The 16,430-nt window shown below is 25.0% G+C and carries 19 protein-coding genes; 4 read left to right on the top strand and 15 right to left on the bottom strand.

The window, feature by feature from the left end; all coding sequences use genetic code 11:
- Window positions 1–4: 4 nt before the first annotated feature.
- The 3 genes from AAQM_RS06680 to AAQM_RS06690 form a co-directional block, all read right to left on the bottom strand.
- Window positions 5–1,201: a restriction endonuclease subunit S gene (locus tag AAQM_RS06680; RefSeq protein WP_129094530.1), complete on the bottom strand. Its 1,197-nt coding sequence runs from the start codon at window positions 1,199–1,201 to the stop codon at window positions 5–7.
- Window positions 1,202–1,210: 9 nt separating this feature from the next.
- Window positions 1,211–2,773 carry a type I restriction-modification system subunit M gene (locus tag AAQM_RS06685; protein ID WP_129094531.1) on the bottom strand — a complete coding sequence of 521 codons (1,563 nt, stop codon included), beginning with the start codon at window positions 2,771–2,773 and terminating at the stop codon, window positions 1,211–1,213.
- A gap of 470 nt (window positions 2,774–3,243) precedes the next feature.
- Window positions 3,244–4,350: a tyrosine-type recombinase/integrase gene (locus tag AAQM_RS06690; protein WP_129094532.1), complete on the bottom strand. Its 1,107-nt coding sequence runs from the start codon at window positions 4,348–4,350 to the stop codon at window positions 3,244–3,246.
- Between the two features lie 189 nt (window positions 4,351–4,539).
- On the opposite strand from AAQM_RS06690, the gene AAQM_RS06695 reads away from it, so the two are divergent.
- On the top strand, window positions 4,540–4,641 hold the full coding sequence (locus AAQM_RS06695; RefSeq protein WP_164967027.1) for a hypothetical protein: 102 nt from the start codon (window positions 4,540–4,542) through the stop codon (window positions 4,639–4,641).
- A 48-nt stretch (window positions 4,642–4,689) separates the two neighbouring features.
- Here the strand turns inward: AAQM_RS06695 and AAQM_RS06700 are convergent, their stop codons facing one another.
- The 4 genes from AAQM_RS06700 to AAQM_RS06715 form a co-directional block, all read right to left on the bottom strand.
- On the bottom strand, window positions 4,690–5,877 hold the full coding sequence (locus tag AAQM_RS06700; protein ID WP_129094533.1) for a hypothetical protein: 1,188 nt from the start codon (window positions 5,875–5,877) through the stop codon (window positions 4,690–4,692).
- 22 nt (window positions 5,878–5,899) lie between these two features.
- Window positions 5,900–6,238 carry a hypothetical protein gene (locus AAQM_RS06705; protein WP_129094534.1) on the bottom strand — a complete coding sequence of 113 codons (339 nt, stop codon included), beginning with the start codon at window positions 6,236–6,238 and terminating at the stop codon, window positions 5,900–5,902.
- Between the two features lie 104 nt (window positions 6,239–6,342).
- A complete protein-coding gene (locus AAQM_RS06710) occupies window positions 6,343–7,362 on the bottom strand; it encodes an aldo/keto reductase (RefSeq protein ID WP_129094535.1) in 1,020 nt (339 codons plus the stop codon).
- Window positions 7,363–7,432: 70 nt separating this feature from the next.
- Window positions 7,433–8,410 (bottom strand): SLAC1 anion channel family protein, encoded by a 978-nt coding sequence (locus AAQM_RS06715; RefSeq protein ID WP_129094536.1) that lies wholly within the window; start codon window positions 8,408–8,410, stop codon window positions 7,433–7,435.
- Between the two features lie 54 nt (window positions 8,411–8,464).
- Between AAQM_RS06715 and AAQM_RS06720 the strand changes: the two genes are divergently transcribed.
- From AAQM_RS06720 to AAQM_RS06730, 3 genes are all read left to right on the top strand, one after another.
- Window positions 8,465–8,680: a malate dehydrogenase gene (locus AAQM_RS06720; RefSeq protein WP_129094537.1), complete on the top strand. Its 216-nt coding sequence runs from the start codon at window positions 8,465–8,467 to the stop codon at window positions 8,678–8,680.
- A 102-nt stretch (window positions 8,681–8,782) separates the two neighbouring features.
- Window positions 8,783–9,397, top strand: coding sequence for an acyl carrier protein phosphodiesterase (locus AAQM_RS06725; protein ID WP_129094538.1), 615 nt, complete (start codon window positions 8,783–8,785; stop codon window positions 9,395–9,397).
- 1 nt (window position 9,398) lies between these two features.
- Window positions 9,399–9,890 (top strand): SixA phosphatase family protein, encoded by a 492-nt coding sequence (locus AAQM_RS06730; RefSeq protein ID WP_129094539.1) that lies wholly within the window; start codon window positions 9,399–9,401, stop codon window positions 9,888–9,890.
- 1 nt (window position 9,891) lies between these two features.
- Here AAQM_RS06730 and AAQM_RS06735 read toward each other — a convergent pair whose 3' ends face one another.
- The 8 genes from AAQM_RS06735 to AAQM_RS06770 all read right to left on the bottom strand — a co-directional run bounded on the left by AAQM_RS06735 (window position 9,892) and on the right by AAQM_RS06770 (window position 16,387).
- On the bottom strand, window positions 9,892–10,851 hold the full coding sequence (locus AAQM_RS06735) for a FecCD family ABC transporter permease (protein WP_129094540.1): 960 nt from the start codon (window positions 10,849–10,851) through the stop codon (window positions 9,892–9,894).
- Complete coding sequence (locus AAQM_RS06740; RefSeq protein WP_129094541.1) at window positions 10,848–11,546, bottom strand: ATP-binding cassette domain-containing protein; 699 nt, start codon at window positions 11,544–11,546, stop codon at window positions 10,848–10,850. Before AAQM_RS06740 ends, AAQM_RS06735 begins: the two co-directional genes overlap by 4 nt.
- Window positions 11,521–12,354 (bottom strand): ABC transporter substrate-binding protein, encoded by an 834-nt coding sequence (locus tag AAQM_RS06745; protein WP_129094542.1) that lies wholly within the window; start codon window positions 12,352–12,354, stop codon window positions 11,521–11,523. Before AAQM_RS06745 ends, AAQM_RS06740 begins: the two co-directional genes overlap by 26 nt.
- 1 nt (window position 12,355) lies before the next feature.
- Window positions 12,356–14,179 carry a TonB-dependent receptor plug domain-containing protein gene (locus AAQM_RS06750; protein ID WP_129094543.1) on the bottom strand — a complete coding sequence of 608 codons (1,824 nt, stop codon included), beginning with the start codon at window positions 14,177–14,179 and terminating at the stop codon, window positions 12,356–12,358.
- A 23-nt stretch (window positions 14,180–14,202) separates the two neighbouring features.
- Window positions 14,203–14,388, bottom strand: a complete 186-nt coding sequence (locus AAQM_RS06755; protein ID WP_129094544.1) for a hypothetical protein — start codon at window positions 14,386–14,388, stop codon at window positions 14,203–14,205.
- Between the two features lie 33 nt (window positions 14,389–14,421).
- On the bottom strand, window positions 14,422–15,132 hold the full coding sequence (locus AAQM_RS06760; protein WP_128987446.1) for a sulfite exporter TauE/SafE family protein: 711 nt from the start codon (window positions 15,130–15,132) through the stop codon (window positions 14,422–14,424).
- Window positions 15,132–15,635: a hypothetical protein gene (locus AAQM_RS06765; RefSeq protein ID WP_129094545.1), complete on the bottom strand. Its 504-nt coding sequence runs from the start codon at window positions 15,633–15,635 to the stop codon at window positions 15,132–15,134. The genes AAQM_RS06760 and AAQM_RS06765 overlap by 1 nt, the downstream gene beginning before the upstream one ends.
- Before the next feature lie 245 nt (window positions 15,636–15,880).
- Entirely contained in the window at window positions 15,881–16,387 is a 507-nt protein-coding gene (locus AAQM_RS06770; RefSeq protein ID WP_129094546.1) for a redoxin domain-containing protein, read from the bottom strand.
- Window positions 16,388–16,430 lie beyond the last annotated feature (43 nt).

The following is a 16,430-nucleotide window of genomic DNA, read 5'->3' on the forward strand; positions in this document are numbered from 1 at the left end:
TTCCTCACACAAACATCTGCTGTAAAAGTGCTTTTTTAAACTCTTTTGATGATTCTAATTGTTTTTGAGTTTGTTCTATTTTTGTATCTATTGAAGATAAAAAGTTTGCTATTTTTGTTTGTTCTTCAACACAAGGAATAAGCATTTTAATATTTTTTAACTCATTAAATGAAAGAACAGTTTGAGAAGTACCAACACTATATTTTCCAATAAAATGTTTGTTTTTATTTAACAAAGTTACCATAAATCTATTATCTGCATTTTTACATTCAAATACAGGATAATAAGTACTTATAATACCTATATATCCTAATGTATTTATGTTAAAAGTAAAAGTTCTATTATCACTTCTTGAACGATATGTTATAAAGTTACTAGGTACTATATTAAAACCTATGTTATCTCTTTCCGTAAGTCTATTTTCTCCAAAGTAATCACTTTGTAGCATTAATCCTTTGTTAGATGAAGTTAATACTGGATATTCATTTTCAAAAGTAGATTTATTTTTGTATTCAATTAAATATTTACTTAATTTTTCTTTTTTCCACTCACAAAACTCACTCCCATCATCAGCTTTAAACCTAATCTCTTGATTAAAGATTTTTTGCATTACACCTTTTTTGTATTGTTGTAAAAGTTCTTCTTTTTTTGTAAGTTGTTCTATTCTTGTATCAACAGAAGTTAAGAATGAAGCTATTTTTTCTTGTTCTTGTTTTAATGGTAAAAAGAAATTAAAGTTTCCTATTTGCTCTAAACTAAGATTTGGTTGAGCACCAACACTAAGATTTTTATAAATATATTTTTTCATTCTTCGAGACTGTAAAACAAATAAAATATAATTTAGATAATCTTTGTTTTTTAATCTAATTATTGATAAAGCTTGGTTCGTATTTGCAGGTAATATATTTTTTGTTACAACAGCAACTTTACCTAATGAACCAGCAATAGCAAAAAGAATATCTTGTTCTTTTAATATAGACCTTTTCAATTCTTTACTATGTGTATTTTCATCAATAAATAGACATTTATCTTTATTTATAGAAAGATTATTTATACCCTCAATTTTAACAAATGTTATACCTGAATTAGAAAACTTTTTTGGAGTTGTTCCTTTAGTAATTAATTCTGATAATTTTTTTAAATTATTTTCTTCCCACTCCCCACTAAACTCTTTAAATCTTAACTTAGGTACATTACTCATAATAAAATCCTAAAATGGTGTAGAGATATTTAATTCTCTACAAAATGATGCAATAGTTTCATCATTTGTTTTCATATCTATTTCTAAAGCTTTTAATTCACTTGAAACTTTGTCTAAATCAATAACTTCTTCCTCTTCAAAAGTATCTATATATCTTGGAATATTCAGGTTGTAGTCATTTTCTTTTATTTCTTGCATAGAAGCTAAGTGAGAGTATTTCTCAATCTCTTTTCTATTTGCATAAGTATCAATGATTTTTTCAATATTTTCAGATGTTAAATAGTTTTGATTTTTTGCTTTTTCAAAATCATTTGAAGCATCTATAAATAAAACATTTTCACTATCTTCTCTACATTTTTTAAATACTAAAATACAAGTAGGAATAGAAGTACCATAAAAGATATTTGAAGGAAGACCAATAACTGCATCTAAATAGTTTCTATCTTCTATTAAATATTGTCTTATATGTCCTTCTGCTGCTCCTCTAAATAATACTCCATGAGGTAAAACAATAGCCATTGTTCCATTATCATCAAGATGATGAATCATATGTTGAACAAATGCAAAGTCAGCTTTTGAAGATGGTGCTAGCTTTCCGTATTGTGAGAATCTATCATCATTTAAGTGAAGTGGATTTGCACTCCAATTTGCACTAAAAGGAGGATTAGCAACTATCGCTTCAAATCTCATATCAAGATGTTGTGGATGTTCAAGTGTATCTTCTTGTTTTATATCAAATTTTCTATAATGAACATCATGCATAATCATATTCATTCTAGCTAAGTTATAAGTAGTTCTATTTAACTCTTGTCCATAAAAGTTTGATACATCTTCAACTTCTTTTGCAACTCTTAAAAGTAAAGAACCTGAACCACAAGTTGGGTCATATACTGATTTTAATTTTGATTTATTATTAGTTACTATTTTTGCTAAGATTTTTGAAACTTCTTGAGGAGTGTAAAATTCACCTGCTTTTTTTCCTGCACCTGCTGCGAATTGTCCTATTAGATATTCATAAGCATCACCTAAAACATCTCTATCATGGTTTTTTAGTTCAAAGTTAATATTATCTAAGTGATAAAGAACTTTAGCAATAAGTTTATTTTTTGCTTCTTCTGTTCTTCCTAATTTTGTAGAAGTTAAATCAAGGTCTTCAAATAGATGTTCAAAATCATCTTCACTCTCATGCCCCATAGTTGATTGTTCTATATGTCTTAAAACTTGTGTTAAATCTTCTAAGATAAAGTTATTACTATCACTATTTCCTTTTTTTGCCATTGCAGAAAAAAGTTCATTTGGTTTTAAAAAATAACCAAGTTGTTCAATACTATCTTCCTTAATTCCATCAAGAAGTTCTTTTCCTTCTTGCGTTGATTCATCAATAGTTGTATATTTAATTCCATCTTCTTCTAATAATTCATTTGCAAAATCTTCAATTTTTTCAGATAGGTATTTATAAAATATGAAACCTAAAATATAATCTCTGAACTCATCGGCATCCATTTTACCTCTAAGTTCATTTGCTATATTCCAAAGTTGTTGCTCTAATGCTTTTTTTTGCTCTTCACCCATAAATTTTTGTTCCTTGAGATATTGTAAATAATTTTGTAGCTTTATTTAGATTATACTTTTTTAAGACTTCTATAGTGGTTAAAATGATAATAGAAATATTATTTTTTATTTATTAGTTTTCACTATTTAAAACTTCTTTAAAGATATTTTTTCATAATCTCTTAATTAAGTTTAATTTTTAACAATGTTTGATTTTGAAGTTTCATAGACTAAGAACAAATCAAAATACAATTTTCTTTATTGAGCATTGAAATTGAAGTATATAAATTGTTTTTATTAGTGAGATTAAATCATATTTCTTGAAAATTGTGTGTAAAAATAATTATGTATTTTAATGGAATGCATATGCAAATGTTCAATATAAAAAATCAATAAAGATTAGTTAGATAACTGGGATAACTCTATGTAGTAGGAGTGTCCTAATTCTAAAACATAATCTTTTTATTAAGAAACACTGTTATAGCTATTATTTAAAAAGTCATAAAACTTTTAATCAAATTATCCACATGTTTCTCTCCACTACTCTTACTTAACTTAGCATATCTCATAGTGGCATTTATATCATTATGATTCATAAGTTTTTTAATTGTAAGTATTGGCGTTTCATTTATTGCTAATTGACTTGCAAATGTATGTCTTAAAGTATGTATAGTTACTTTATCTAAACTTTCTGTTCCTTCTGGATTAAAAAGAATATCAAAAATAGGTTGTAATTTTCTATAATAATATTGATTTGAATAACTCTGTTTACCTGTATTTTTAAAAATATAATCATCTTTATTTTTTCCAGAATCAATAATAAATTTTTCAATTTCAGACTTTAATTTTATACTTAAAAATCCATAGTATTCACTATCATTTTTAAAATCATAAAGTCTAATAGAACAATTATCTTTTAAATCAGATGGTTTTATATTACAAATAGTTTGAAGTCTTCCACCTGTAGATAAACCAATCATTACAAAATAATATAGAGATCTATCATTTTCAATAGTTGCTAGTAATTTTTTTATTTCATCTAATTCAAGATATCTTAATCTTGCATTATCAACTTTTATTTTTTTAACTATTTTACAAGGATTTTTATCTACAATTTCATTTTCAATTGCCCAATTAAATATAGAACCTATTTGATCAATAATAAAATTTACTGTTGCAGGCATCAATTCTTTTCCAATATTTAATTGTAAATCTTCTATATCAGCTTTGGTAATTGTTTTAATTGCTTTAGATCCAATATAATGCTCTTTTATCCTATTTTCGACTCTTGACTTAGTTTTTTTATTTTGTTTATTGTGAATAGCTTTATAATCATAAAATTGATTTGCAATATCTAAAAAAGTTTGTGATTCTTTTTTTAACGCAAAATGAGGTAGTTCTTCTCCTAGTCGAAGTTTTGAGGTAATTTCATTTCTTTTTTGGAAACAATAAGCTTCTCTTATTCCCTCACTATGAAGTCCTATTTTCCTCCATACATCTTTTTTATTTTCTTTATATGTAATATAATAAGATTTATCCCCATTTTGAAGTTCTTGAGAATAAACTCCAGTATATTTTTTAGATTTTTGTCTAGCCATTATTTTAACACCTTTATTTCTAGCTATTTAAGATTATTTTTCTAGCCTATATCTAGCTATATAATGTTTTTATCTGTTCATTAATGTATTTGCTTGTAAAATATTAGCAAAATCTAACTTATATAAATATCGTGTTTGTAGGTATTTGTATAATAATGTAGTTATTTTTAATTTATAGATAGAAAAGATATGCTTTTATTTCAAGGTGTTTTAGCTTTTGAATTATTTACGGGTCATAAAGCCGATAATTCAGTAGAAGAAGCTATGAGAAAAGGTTTAAAACAAGGGTAGAAGATATTTTATATCTACCCTATATTTTTTTACTTTTATTTACAAAAATTATTTAGATAAAAAATCTATATTATTATTTTCATATTTTTTATTCAATAATTCAAATTGTACTTTTTCTTCATTTTTTATATTTTTTAATCTTTTTTCAATTGATAATTTAACTAAATCTTTTACTCTTTTATTTGCTACTTTAGTAAAAATTTCTGCTCCTTGAGAATTTATTTCATGAATATTATATATTCCTTTTCCTACATTATACAAAAGCATTGTTGGAGTAAATGTTTTTCCTACAAATTCTGGCTTTGGAAGTGATTCTTTTACCTCTGTTTCTATAGATTTAATATGTTCTTTTATCTTTTTTATATCCTGAGGATATATCTTTTTAAACTCTTGCTTAGATAATGTTTTTATTATTTCATGATTTAATTTTATATCTTGATTTTCACGTTCTCTAATTTTAATATCTAAAATACGTTTATTTACATCTGTAAAAAATAAATGATTTTGATAAACATCTTTTATTTTTTCTTCATCAAAATTTATTTTTACTTTTTCCAAAAAATATAAATCTATTAAATCAAGTTTTTCTTTGTAATACAAAGCCATTATTCGGTCTAAATGATCACCTTTTAGAATTTCTAACAAATTTTTATTATGTTCTTTCACTAATTTTATTACATATTTTATATATGGCGAAGAAAAAAGTTCTTCATATTTTTCATTTTCTTCAACTTCTAAAATCATTGGAAAAATCAATCGATTTTCTTTTAATACACCAAATAATTCTTTATTATTTATTTTTTTTTCATCTATTTTTTTCAACAATAAAAGAACAGAATTTTTAGTTAAATCTTTCATAGAAGCTATATAAATAAGCATTTCATATGTTCCATTATTAATAATTTCATTAATAAATTCAATATTATTAGGATATTTTTTTAACACTTCTTTTATAAAATTAATATTTTTCTTTTTTATTAATTCATTCAATAAATCTGCTGAAAGAGGTTTACTATTTATAATTTCAAAAATCAAATCATCATCTTCATATTTAATAATTGAAGCTATTACTCCATCTTCAATATTTTTATTTTGAATCAATTTTGATAGTTCTGTTTTACGTTCATTAGTATTATTAGTTGTAATTACAATTTTTAAATATGGATATCCTAAATAATCTACAATTATAAATAAAAATAAACTTATTAGAAATATTAAATAAAATATTATTTTCATTGTTATCCTAGTTTATTTTTATTTATTTCATTTTTTTTATAAATTTTCCATTTGTTGAAAAAACATATCTAATATTATCTGCTGATGATAAATTAAGCCCATCACAAGCATATGTTGCAATTAAATTTCCTTCTTTAGTAAATGTGACTGTTTCTTCAAAGTCACATGTATTTGATGCTGCTTGAACATCTTCTATTTCTAATATCTTTTTCTCTTCATTTGTTTTTTTATTAATTAAATATAATAACTCTTTACCTGTATCCCAGTTACTTTCAGCTCTAAAAGAATATTGTGATTCGTTATTTTCAGTAGCTAACAATAAATTTGCTATTGCCAATGTAATTAATATTGTTTTTTTCATTTATTTCCTTTGAATATAAGTCAAAATATTATATCTATTAAATTACTCAGAAATAACTCTTTTTGTATTTTTTTTAATTATTAGCCACTGACTTTTGTTATTAATCAACCCATAGGGTATAAAATCTCCTTTTGAATCTCTTCTATTTTTGATAAAAGCTCATCATCTATTTTAAAATCAAAAGCTTTTAAAGAGTCATCTAATTGATTTAAAACCCTTGCTCCAATAATAGTTGAAGCTACAAAATCAAAGTGTTTTGAATATGCAACCGCTAAAGTAACGCTAGAAATTCCATATTCATTTGCAAGTTGCATATATTTTGCCGTTGCATTTATAGTTTTATCATTTACAAATCTATTTGCCATAGCTTGAACTCTTTTACTTTGATTGTTTTTATAAGCTGTAAATCTTGCATCAGTTGGATAAAAACCACCATTATATTTTCCACTTAAAACTCCTCCTGCTATTGGAGAATATGGAAGAAGTGAAATATTTTCACGTCTGCAAACATTTGCTAATTCATCATGAAACCTTGGATTTAAAAGTGAAAAATTATTTTGAATAGATTCAAATCTAGCAAGATTTTTATATTTTGAAATCTCATTTGCTTTTGTTAAACCATAAGCACTATCATTTGAAGTTCCAATATATCTAACCTTTCCTTCCTTTACTAATTCATCAAAAGCTTTTAAACTCTCTTCAATAGGTACAATAGTATCAGGCCAATGCATTTGATAAAGGTCGATATAATCAGTTTGAAGTTTTTTTAAACTCCCTTCAACTGCTCTTTTTATATGAAAAGAGTCAATTGCTGTAAGTCCGTGCCTAATTGGTGGAACAAACCATCCAGAAGCAGCACCTGCTACTTTTGTTGCAAGAATTATCGAATCTCTTGGTTTTGTTTTAAGCCATTCCCCAACAATTTGTTCAGTTATTCCTGTAGTGTTTGCTTTTGGAGGAACTGGATAAAGTTCTGCTGTATCAAAAAAGTTTATTCCATTTTCATAAGCTTTATCCATAATTTTAAAAGCCTCTTCTTTTGTAGTGCTTGAACCAAAAGTCATAGTTCCAAGACAAATAGAAGAGACTCTTAACCCACTTTTTCCTATATATCTAAAATCCATAAATAAATCCTTCATATTTTTAATAGGATTTATTATAACTACTTAAAAAAAATATCTAGGTTAAAAAGCCCTATTCCATAATGCAGATTTCTTTTTTTCTCATGTGTTTTATAGTTTGAATAGCAACCAATAAAACAATAATAGTTGTAATTGTTGATAAAACATAAGCAAATAATTCATATATCCAATAATTAGTCAATTCATACATCAAAATAGAACTTAAACTAACAGCAGCCATAGGAAAAGTAAATGCCCACCATGAGATGAAAAACTTAATTTTTAAAAAGTTTTTATACATAACAAAAACTAAAACCGTAAAAAATAACCCCAAATTAAATAGAATTTGTGCAAAAAAATCTAAACTCTCAGTCAATTTAATATATGAAATAAAACCAATAGCAGGTGGAGCTATTAGTATAAATAGTGTTGGCATAAATTTAGGAGCAAATTGATTATGAAAGATAATTCTATTTAAAATAATCGCAAATAAAATAATCCAAAAAAAGATACCAATTGAAAAATAAAAATATAAAATCTCTTTTGCAACAAAACCAACACCTGCTATTGGAACTATTAAATTTCCAACAATTGGAATAAACCACGCAGGATTTGAATGCTGCATTTCAAGGTTATTGTTTATCCAAAATTTTATTGTATAAAAAGTAAAAAAGATATGGAAAACCGCCCCAAAAAGAAAAAATATTTCAGCTATTTGCATATTAAAAAGTCTAAAATCAATAGATAAAATTAACATTGAAATAGAAGAAGCTGCAAAAAAATTAACCCTCACTGGATGGGAAAACTCTTTTTTCACTTCATCTTTATATTTTATAAGCTTTAAAATATAAAAAAACAGAACTACAAAAAATAAAAATGTAGAAATTGCTATCATTATTGAAGAAATAAATATTGGAAAAGAAAAAACTGAACTCATTCTTTCATAAACTAAAGTTAAACCACCTAAACCCATGATTGTAGCAAACATCATGATAGGGAAAAATTGCAATCTATTTGAAGGAATTGCTTTTATACTCTCTTGTTCTTGCATTATAAATCCTATTAAGAATAATTTATTATAATTAGAAAAAACTAAAGGATAATTTTGGCTAAAAATAAAAAATTAGTAATTGATTTAAAAGAAGAAAATCTCACTTTTGAAGAGAGAAACCAAACTATAAAACTACTAAATTTCAAAACAGATACCATGAGTTTAGATATTGCGATTTTTGAAAAAGATAAATTTATCAAAAATAGTACAATGGTCTTTGCTCATTTACCTAAAAAACTAAAAGCCAAACTAAATCCAAGGACAAAATAAAATGTTTTTTCTAAATATTTTTATAATTATAACTTATAAATTTTAAAGTTTGTTTTATTTTTTATAAGTAAATATTATAATAAAAAATTAAAAAGGTAAATATTGAATTGGTTAGCACATATATTTTTATCAGAGTTAAATGTTGATTTTCAAATAGGCAATTTTCTAGCAGACCCGTTAAAAGGTAGAGTTTGGGAAGATGCAAGTGAAGATATAAAAAAAGGAATGCAAACCCATAAGTTAATAGATTCTTTTACAGATAGCCATGAAATAATCTGTGTTAGTAAAAAAAGATTAAGAGAAAAGGGTTTGTTAAAGCCTGTTATTATTGATTTAACTTATGATTATTTGCTTACTAAAAACTGGGATAAGTATTGTAATATACCTCTAAAAATATTTTCAAATACTTTTTATGAAAAAGCATATCAAAGAACTCTTTTTTTACCTTCTAATGCAAATTTACAAATTGCAAATATGATTGAAAGAGATTTATTAAATAAATATCACACTATAAATCAGCTAAAAAGCTCTTTTTCTAGGATGGATGCAAGATTATCAACAAGACTTTTACAAAGAGAAACCGCAAGTGGTTACTCAAATGCTGTTGTTGATAATATAAACTATTTGGAAAAAGATTTTTTAGAGTTTTTCCCAGAACTTTGTAAAACTGTAAAAAAAGATTTAAATGAAGAAAAATTAAAACATTGGAGAATATAAGATGAAAAAACTTCTTTTAATTAGACATGCAAAATCTTCTTGGGAGGATTTAACTTTAGAAGATTTTTTAAGACCTTTAAATAAAAGAGGTTTAAAAGATGCTCCTTTTATGGCAAAACTTCTAAAAAAAAAAGAGATAAAAGCTGATTTGCTTATTTGTTCACCTTCTATTAGAACAAAACTAACAAGTGAATTTTTTATAAAAGAGTTAAATTTTAAAAATGAAATAATTTTTGAAAAAGCTATTTATGAAGCACCTTACGAAAATCTTTTAGAGGTTTTACAAAAAATTGATGATAGATTCAAAACTATAATTTTAATAGGTCATAATCCTGGTCTTTGTGATTTAACAAATTTTTTATGCGAAGAATATTTTGAAAATATTCCAACTTGTGCAATCGTAGAAATAGATTTTAATACAAACTCTTGGAATGAAATATCAAAAAAAAACTCAAAACTAATCAGTTTTGAATATCCTAAAAAGTATAAATAATTTATACTTTTTTACTTCTTCTAATCAATAAATAAACAAAAAATGGCGCTCCAATAAATGCTGTTACTACTCCAATTGGCAAAGTTGAATCTGTATTTAAATTTCTTGAGATTAAATCTGAAAATACTAAAAATATCCCACCAAAGAAAAAAACAGGGAAAAATAGTTTATCTGCACTTTTTTTATAAATAAGTTTTATAATATGAGGAATTACAAGTCCTATAAAACCAATTGGTCCTACAAAACTAATACAAATTCCAACACTTAAAGATACAACAACTAACAATAAAATATTTATCTTATGAACATTTAATCCTTTTAAAAATGCTGTATCATTACAAATCAAAAGAAGTTTTATTTTTTCTTTGTTTAGATGTATAGTTAAATAAAAAACAAAACTCACAAACATAACAACTAATCCACTTGTAAAACCAACAGTGTCTAAACTTCCAAGAGTAAATCTAACTATTGAATAGTTTTCTTGTAAATTACTCATATAAAAAACCAACATTAAAGCTGAACTATAAAAATATGATAAAGCAATTCCAATTAATAAAATAGAGTTTGTAGAGACAGAAATAGAGCTTTTATTTATCTGTTTTGAAATAAAATATAAAATCAATATAGTAATAATCGAGCCAAAAACAGAAGAGATACTCATATAAAGAGCTGGGAAAAATACGATTGAAATAGCTGTAAAAAGCGTAGTTCCACTTGCAATTCCTAGAGTATATGGAGTTATTAATTCATTTTTAAAAATAATTTGAAAAATTAAACCACCTAAAGCTAATATTCCACCAACAAAAAATGCTAAAACAACCCTTGAAACTCTTAAATCCCAAAAAATTGTATGTGTTGTTGAACTTGAATCAAAAATATCTTTAAAAGTTAGAGATATTTCTCCTAAAAAAGGAGCTAAACAAATGATTATAAAACTAAATATATATAAAACTATTTTCATAAATTAACCACCAAATGCTTATCTAGTTTTATGATTGTATTATTATAAAATCTTTTTAAATTTTCATTTGAAAAAAACTCTTCATGTTCTCCAAAAAACTCTATAATTCCATCATTTAAAAATAGAACTTTATATTTTAAAGCATACGCCAAATCAAGGTTATGAGTAATAATAATTTTTTGTTGAAGTAAATCTGAGTTAAAGATATCATAAACCTCTTTTAATCTACTTATATCCAAATTTGCTGTTAATTCATCAAAAATAGTAGTTTTAGCATTATGTATAATCGCACTTGCAAGAAGCAAAAGTTGCTTTTCTCCTGAACTGAAAGATTTGCAATATTTATCTTCTAGTTTTTTTAGATTTAATAATTTTATGATTTCATCTACTTTTTGATTATCTACACTACTTATAAATGAGAGTTCTAAAAACTCTCTTAAAGTTACATATTCATCAAAAATAGAGAGTTTAGGAGGAATATAATTTATAAGTTTTGCCCTTTTAAAATCACTAATTTTAGAGATATTTTCACCAAATAACTTAACTTTTTCATTTGAAATAAGATTTGATAAAACTTTTGCAAGGGTAGATTTTCCTGCTCCATTTTCGCCTAAAATTATAAGATTTTCATTCTCTTTTAGACAAAATGAGATTTCATGTAAAATTGAACTATTGTAGTCTTTTATCTCTAACATTTTCTAATATCTTTCTAAAATCATTTATAAATAACTCTACTCTATGGCTTGGAATTCCTGCATATTCTTTATCAATTGCATAAATATTATCACCTTTACTTGCATTTATAGGTAACTTTTTCCACGAATTAATAATGCTTTCCAGCTCTTTAAGATTTCCCTCTAAAAATGGTGCTAATAAAACTATTATATCTGGATTCATATTTATAATTTTTTCTGTATTTACAACAGGTTGTGCTTGAGAAGTGGAAAAATATGCGTTTTGATTTCCACTTGCTTTTATAATATCTTCAAAATATAAAAAATTTCCAGTTACATAAATATCATTTGACAATGTCTTTTTAGGGCTGATTACTATCAAAATTCTTTTGTTTTTTACTATATTATCCAAAGAAGCTAAAGCATTGTCTATATTTGAAATAAGTATTTTTGCATTTTCTTCTTTTTTGAAAAAAGTTCCCAATTCAAAAATAGTATTTTTAATCGATGAAATTGTATTTGTTTTATAAATCAAAGTCTCTATTTCTAAAGCTTTTAGATTAGAATTTAACTTTTCATCATAATCTTGACCTATAACAACAGTAGGTCTAACACTTAAAACTTTTTCTAATGAAATATTGTTATATCCACCAAGTTTTGGAACATCTTTTGATTCTATTGGAAAATCACAATGTTTAGTATTTGCAACTACACTATTTCCTACACCTAAAGCAAATACAATCTCATTTACAGAAGGAGAAAGAGTAACTACTCTTTCTTCGCCTGATAAATTTATACAAAAAAGGAGTATAAATAGTAGCTTTTTCATTTTAGAAATTAGCCTTTAATCCAACATACGCACTTCTTTGAGCTGTTGCATATCCATCAATTGTTTGATAATATTTATTGAAAATATTGTCAACTTTTAAATATGTAGAAAATGTTTTATTTATTTCATAATTTATCACTGAATTCCATAGTGTATAGTTTCCAGTTTCTCTACCTGTTTTATTTGCACCATCATATCTTTCACCAATATATTGTCCATTAATATTAAAATGTAAATTACTAATACCATAATAATCAACACCAAAACCAACTTGATTTTTTGGTCTTCTTGCTAATTCTCTTTCTTGACTATCTTTAGCACTTAAATATGTGTAGTTTAAATTTAATAATAAATCTTCAATTATTAATTTACTATATTTAGCTTCATATCCTTCAATAGTTGATGTTCCATCAATATTAACATACTTTGATGATTGCCAATTCATAAGATTATCAATTTTATTTTTAAAATATGTAAGTGTAAAATCTTTATATGTTGAAGATATATCAAATCCTTTGATTTTTTCTGGCTCTAAATCTGGATTTGAAATACCCCAAGGATTTAATATATTTATTATATTAGGTGCATTATAAGCTGTTCCATAATTTGCATTAAAAGATAAATCTTCATTTACATTATATTTAACTCCGATTTTTCCAGTATATTTTGAACCAAAATTAGAATAATCATCTCTTCTTAAAGATTCAGTAATTGCAAAATCACCTAAATAATTTGTATTTGTTATATAAATTGCTTTATTTGTATTATCATCTTTATTTGTAGCATTATTACCTTTTATGTAATCAACCTCTGTTTTTTCATGAGAAAATCCAATTAACAAACTATCTTTATCAAAATAAGAGATATTATCTGTCAAATCTAATAATTTAACTTTTCCATTATAATCTCTTACTTGCCAAGAATTAGTTGCTTCTAATTCTTTCTTTTCAAATTCTGATATGTCATATTTTAATTTTATATTATGATTTTTATAATTTTTGTTGTAACCTAAAGAATATAGATTTGATTCATTATCTGAATGTAAATTTGCATTAGGAGCATTCCAATCATCATATTCAACAAAACTATTTATGTGATGATAACTTAAATTAATGCTATCTTCATCTGTGATATTATAAGAACCTTTTAAATTAACTGTTGTATTTCTATATCCATCTTTTTCATAATCATCAACTCTATCACCAAAAGGAGTTTGAGAAGAAAAACCATCAGTTAAAATTCTATCAGCAGATAATTTTACACTATATTTATCAGTTTTATTAGATACACTCATTCCATATTTTTTTGTTTGAAAACTACCAAATTCACTATTAAAATTTACATGTACACCATTTTTAGCTTCTTTAGTAATTATATTTATAACACCAGCACTTGCATCAGCACCCCAAACACTTGATTGTGCACCTTTTATTACTTCTATTCTTTCAATATCTGAAATCATAAGATGAGAAAAAGCCGCTCCACTTGTATTTGAAGGATCTTGATATTTTACTCCATCAATTAATACTAATATTCTTTTAGAATCCATACCTCTTAAAAAAACTGAACTTGTATTTCCCATTCCACCATTACTTACGAATGAAATTCCAGGAAGAGTATTTAAAGCTTCAACAACTGTAGTAAACTTTCTCTCTTCTATTTCTTGAGCTGTAATAACGTCAACATTAGAAGTAACATCTTTGATTGATTGAGTTGTTTTTGTAGCACTTGTAACTGTAATTGTTTCTAAGTTTTGAGCCGAAAAAAGGTTTGTTGTTGCTAGAAGAAAGCTTGCAACTAAGCTTATAGATAATTTTTTTTGCATTTTTTATTTTCCTAATTTTTTATTTATATGTTGTTTGTTGAATATAATTTGATTGGTTTTAATACTTTTGATAATAAAAGTTTTATGATTTTTGGTAGATTATTACTAATAATAGAATCCATACTACAGTAAAAAGATTGCATTTTTCTATCTACAGTTGCAGCTAAAATCCCAAAAAAACTAAAGTATTTTTTATATTTACTAATCATTATTTTCCTCCTTTGTAAAATATATTTTTTATTTTAAATATGACAGTTTAAGATAGTTTTAGTAGGATCAACTAAATATTCATAACCTAAATAAGCTATATAAATTCCAAAAGCTATCACTAAAATAGAAGCTAACTTTATGAATAAATCTCTTAAATTTGATTGTTTAAATATTCCTACGAAAAACCCCAAAGAAAAAAGTGCTGGAACTGTGCTAAGTCCAAATATCAACATCACAATAGCACCCCAAAATGCACTTCCTGTACTTGCTGCTGTGATTGCAAAAACATATACAAATCCACATGGAAGTAAACCATTTAACATACCTAAAAGGTAAAAACTAAAAAGTGATTGAGAACCTAAAAGTGCTTTAAATGTATTTTGATAAAGTGGAGATTTTGAACAACTATGTTCTAAAATAGTTAAAAATTTAATCTTACCAAGTAATGAAAGTCCTACTAAAACCATCATCAAACCAGTTAAAAGCAAAAATATTCCACTTGTTAGATTATCAAAGGTTACAACTCCACCAACAAGCCCAAATAAAGCTCCTAAAATCATATAAGTAGAGATTCTTCCAAAAGAGTAAAGTAAATGAGCAAGTGCTTGGACTTGTTTTGTCCATTCACTTTTTATTTTTGTACTTGAATATGCTATTACAATTCCACCACACATTCCAACACAATGACCAAAAGAGCCTAAAAAAGCTATTGTAATAATAGAAATAATACTTATTGTTTCCATTATTTACCTAATAATTCTTTTTTATAAATTGGATTTGCCATAGTTTCACCTCGAAGCATTTTTAAACTCATCTCTTCAAAAGTAATAAATCCATCTTGTTTTTGTTCATAAGCACCAAAACCATATCTCATAGGAGTAATATCTGTTTGGCTATACCAAGCTGTTCTTCCATCTATATACTTTTTTGTGTCAACTGTTCTAACCCAAATTTTTGCATCATCTTTGAATGCTTTATCTTTTAACCAGTTTGCCATACCACCATGGTCATGAAAAAACCATGTTTTTCCATCATTTGAAATAACTTGAGAAGCATAATCTAAAGTATCAATAATCATCCCACAATCACTATCTTGATATTTTCCCAAAATTATTTCAAGTGGTGTTTGAGCTTTATTACCCTCTTTTAAAACAACCATTTGTTTACTATTTGACATAGATAAAAATATTATAACAATTATTGCAATTATTATGATTATTGTAAAAAAAGGTAACATCTTTTTCATGAAAAACTCCCGATATTTTGCGGTATTATATTCAGTTGTATATAAATTTTAGATTATTGGTGCATAAAAAAAGGCTTTACAGAGGGAAAAACTGTAAAGCCCACATTCAAATATATTTCATAGTATAGGATAAGAACTTATATGTATTTAGTAGTAGGAGGATTTAATACAGATATCCTATGAAAGAATAGTAGCACTAGAAAAATTAAAATAAGATAAAATCTATCCTCTTTTTTAAATCTTTTTTATTTTTTAAAATATTCTATAAATTTCATTCTAAAATAAAGACCAAAAGTTGAAGTATAACCTACTTCACTAAATCTTAGATTTTTATTCTCATCATAAATAAAAGTTGTTGGAAAAGCTTTTATATTAAAATTTTGTGAATAAGTACCATCTTCATCGTTTACAACATTAAAAGTAAGATTGTGTTCTTCTAAATATTTTTCTATCTCTTCTTTTGTTCCTGATTGAACAGCTATTGTTATAACTTCATAATCTTTTGATAATTTTTCAATATTAGGTGCTTCAAATTTACAAGTAGGACACCATGTCGCCCAAAAATGAATAATCAATGGTTTATCTTGTAAAACTAAATACTCTTTGTCATTTAAAAGTGTAAAATTATTTATTGATAATTTCTCTTTATTTAAATTTTGTGAATTAAAATAACTCATTACATTTGTAGCTACTAATAATATTAAAATAAAAACTATTATCTCTTTTAAATATTTTTTTATTCTATTTTTCATCTTTTTCCTTTAAGTAAAAAAGTAGTATACATAATTTTTTATT

Origin of the sequence: Arcobacter aquimarinus, from assembly GCF_013177635.1 — a bacterium.
In the GTDB taxonomy this organism is placed as follows: domain Bacteria; phylum Campylobacterota; class Campylobacteria; order Campylobacterales; family Arcobacteraceae; genus Aliarcobacter; species Aliarcobacter aquimarinus.

Coding starts and splice junctions, on each gene's coding strand:
- AAQM_RS06705 (WP_129094534.1), bottom strand. CDS start 6,238: ATGAAAAAAACAATATTAATTACATTGGCAATAGCAAATTTATTGTTA.
- AAQM_RS06685 (WP_129094531.1), bottom strand. CDS start 2,773: ATGGGTGAAGAGCAAAAAAAAGCATTAGAGCAACAACTTTGGAATATA.
- AAQM_RS06745 (WP_129094542.1), bottom strand. CDS start 12,354: ATGAAAAAGCTACTATTTATACTCCTTTTTTGTATAAATTTATCAGGC.
- AAQM_RS06695 (WP_164967027.1), top strand. CDS start 4,540: ATGCTTTTATTTCAAGGTGTTTTAGCTTTTGAATTATTTACGGGTCAT.
- AAQM_RS06770 (WP_129094546.1), bottom strand. CDS start 16,387: ATGAAAAATAGAATAAAAAAATATTTAAAAGAGATAATAGTTTTTATT.
- AAQM_RS06710 (WP_129094535.1), bottom strand. CDS start 7,362: ATGGATTTTAGATATATAGGAAAAAGTGGGTTAAGAGTCTCTTCTATT.
- AAQM_RS06700 (WP_129094533.1), bottom strand. CDS start 5,877: ATGAAAATAATATTTTATTTAATATTTCTAATAAGTTTATTTTTATTT.
- AAQM_RS06735 (WP_129094540.1), bottom strand. CDS start 10,851: ATGAAAATAGTTTTATATATATTTAGTTTTATAATCATTTGTTTAGCT.
- AAQM_RS06715 (WP_129094536.1), bottom strand. CDS start 8,410: ATGCAAGAACAAGAGAGTATAAAAGCAATTCCTTCAAATAGATTGCAA.
- AAQM_RS06730 (WP_129094539.1), top strand. CDS start 9,399: ATGAAAAAACTTCTTTTAATTAGACATGCAAAATCTTCTTGGGAGGAT.
- AAQM_RS06750 (WP_129094543.1), bottom strand. CDS start 14,179: ATGCAAAAAAAATTATCTATAAGCTTAGTTGCAAGCTTTCTTCTAGCA.
- AAQM_RS06680 (WP_129094530.1), bottom strand. CDS start 1,201: ATGAGTAATGTACCTAAGTTAAGATTTAAAGAGTTTAGTGGGGAGTGG.
- AAQM_RS06690 (WP_129094532.1), bottom strand. CDS start 4,350: ATGGCTAGACAAAAATCTAAAAAATATACTGGAGTTTATTCTCAAGAA.
- AAQM_RS06755 (WP_129094544.1), bottom strand. CDS start 14,388: ATGATTAGTAAATATAAAAAATACTTTAGTTTTTTTGGGATTTTAGCT.
- AAQM_RS06740 (WP_129094541.1), bottom strand. CDS start 11,546: ATGTTAGAGATAAAAGACTACAATAGTTCAATTTTACATGAAATCTCA.
- AAQM_RS06760 (WP_128987446.1), bottom strand. CDS start 15,132: ATGGAAACAATAAGTATTATTTCTATTATTACAATAGCTTTTTTAGGC.
- AAQM_RS06765 (WP_129094545.1), bottom strand. CDS start 15,635: ATGAAAAAGATGTTACCTTTTTTTACAATAATCATAATAATTGCAATA.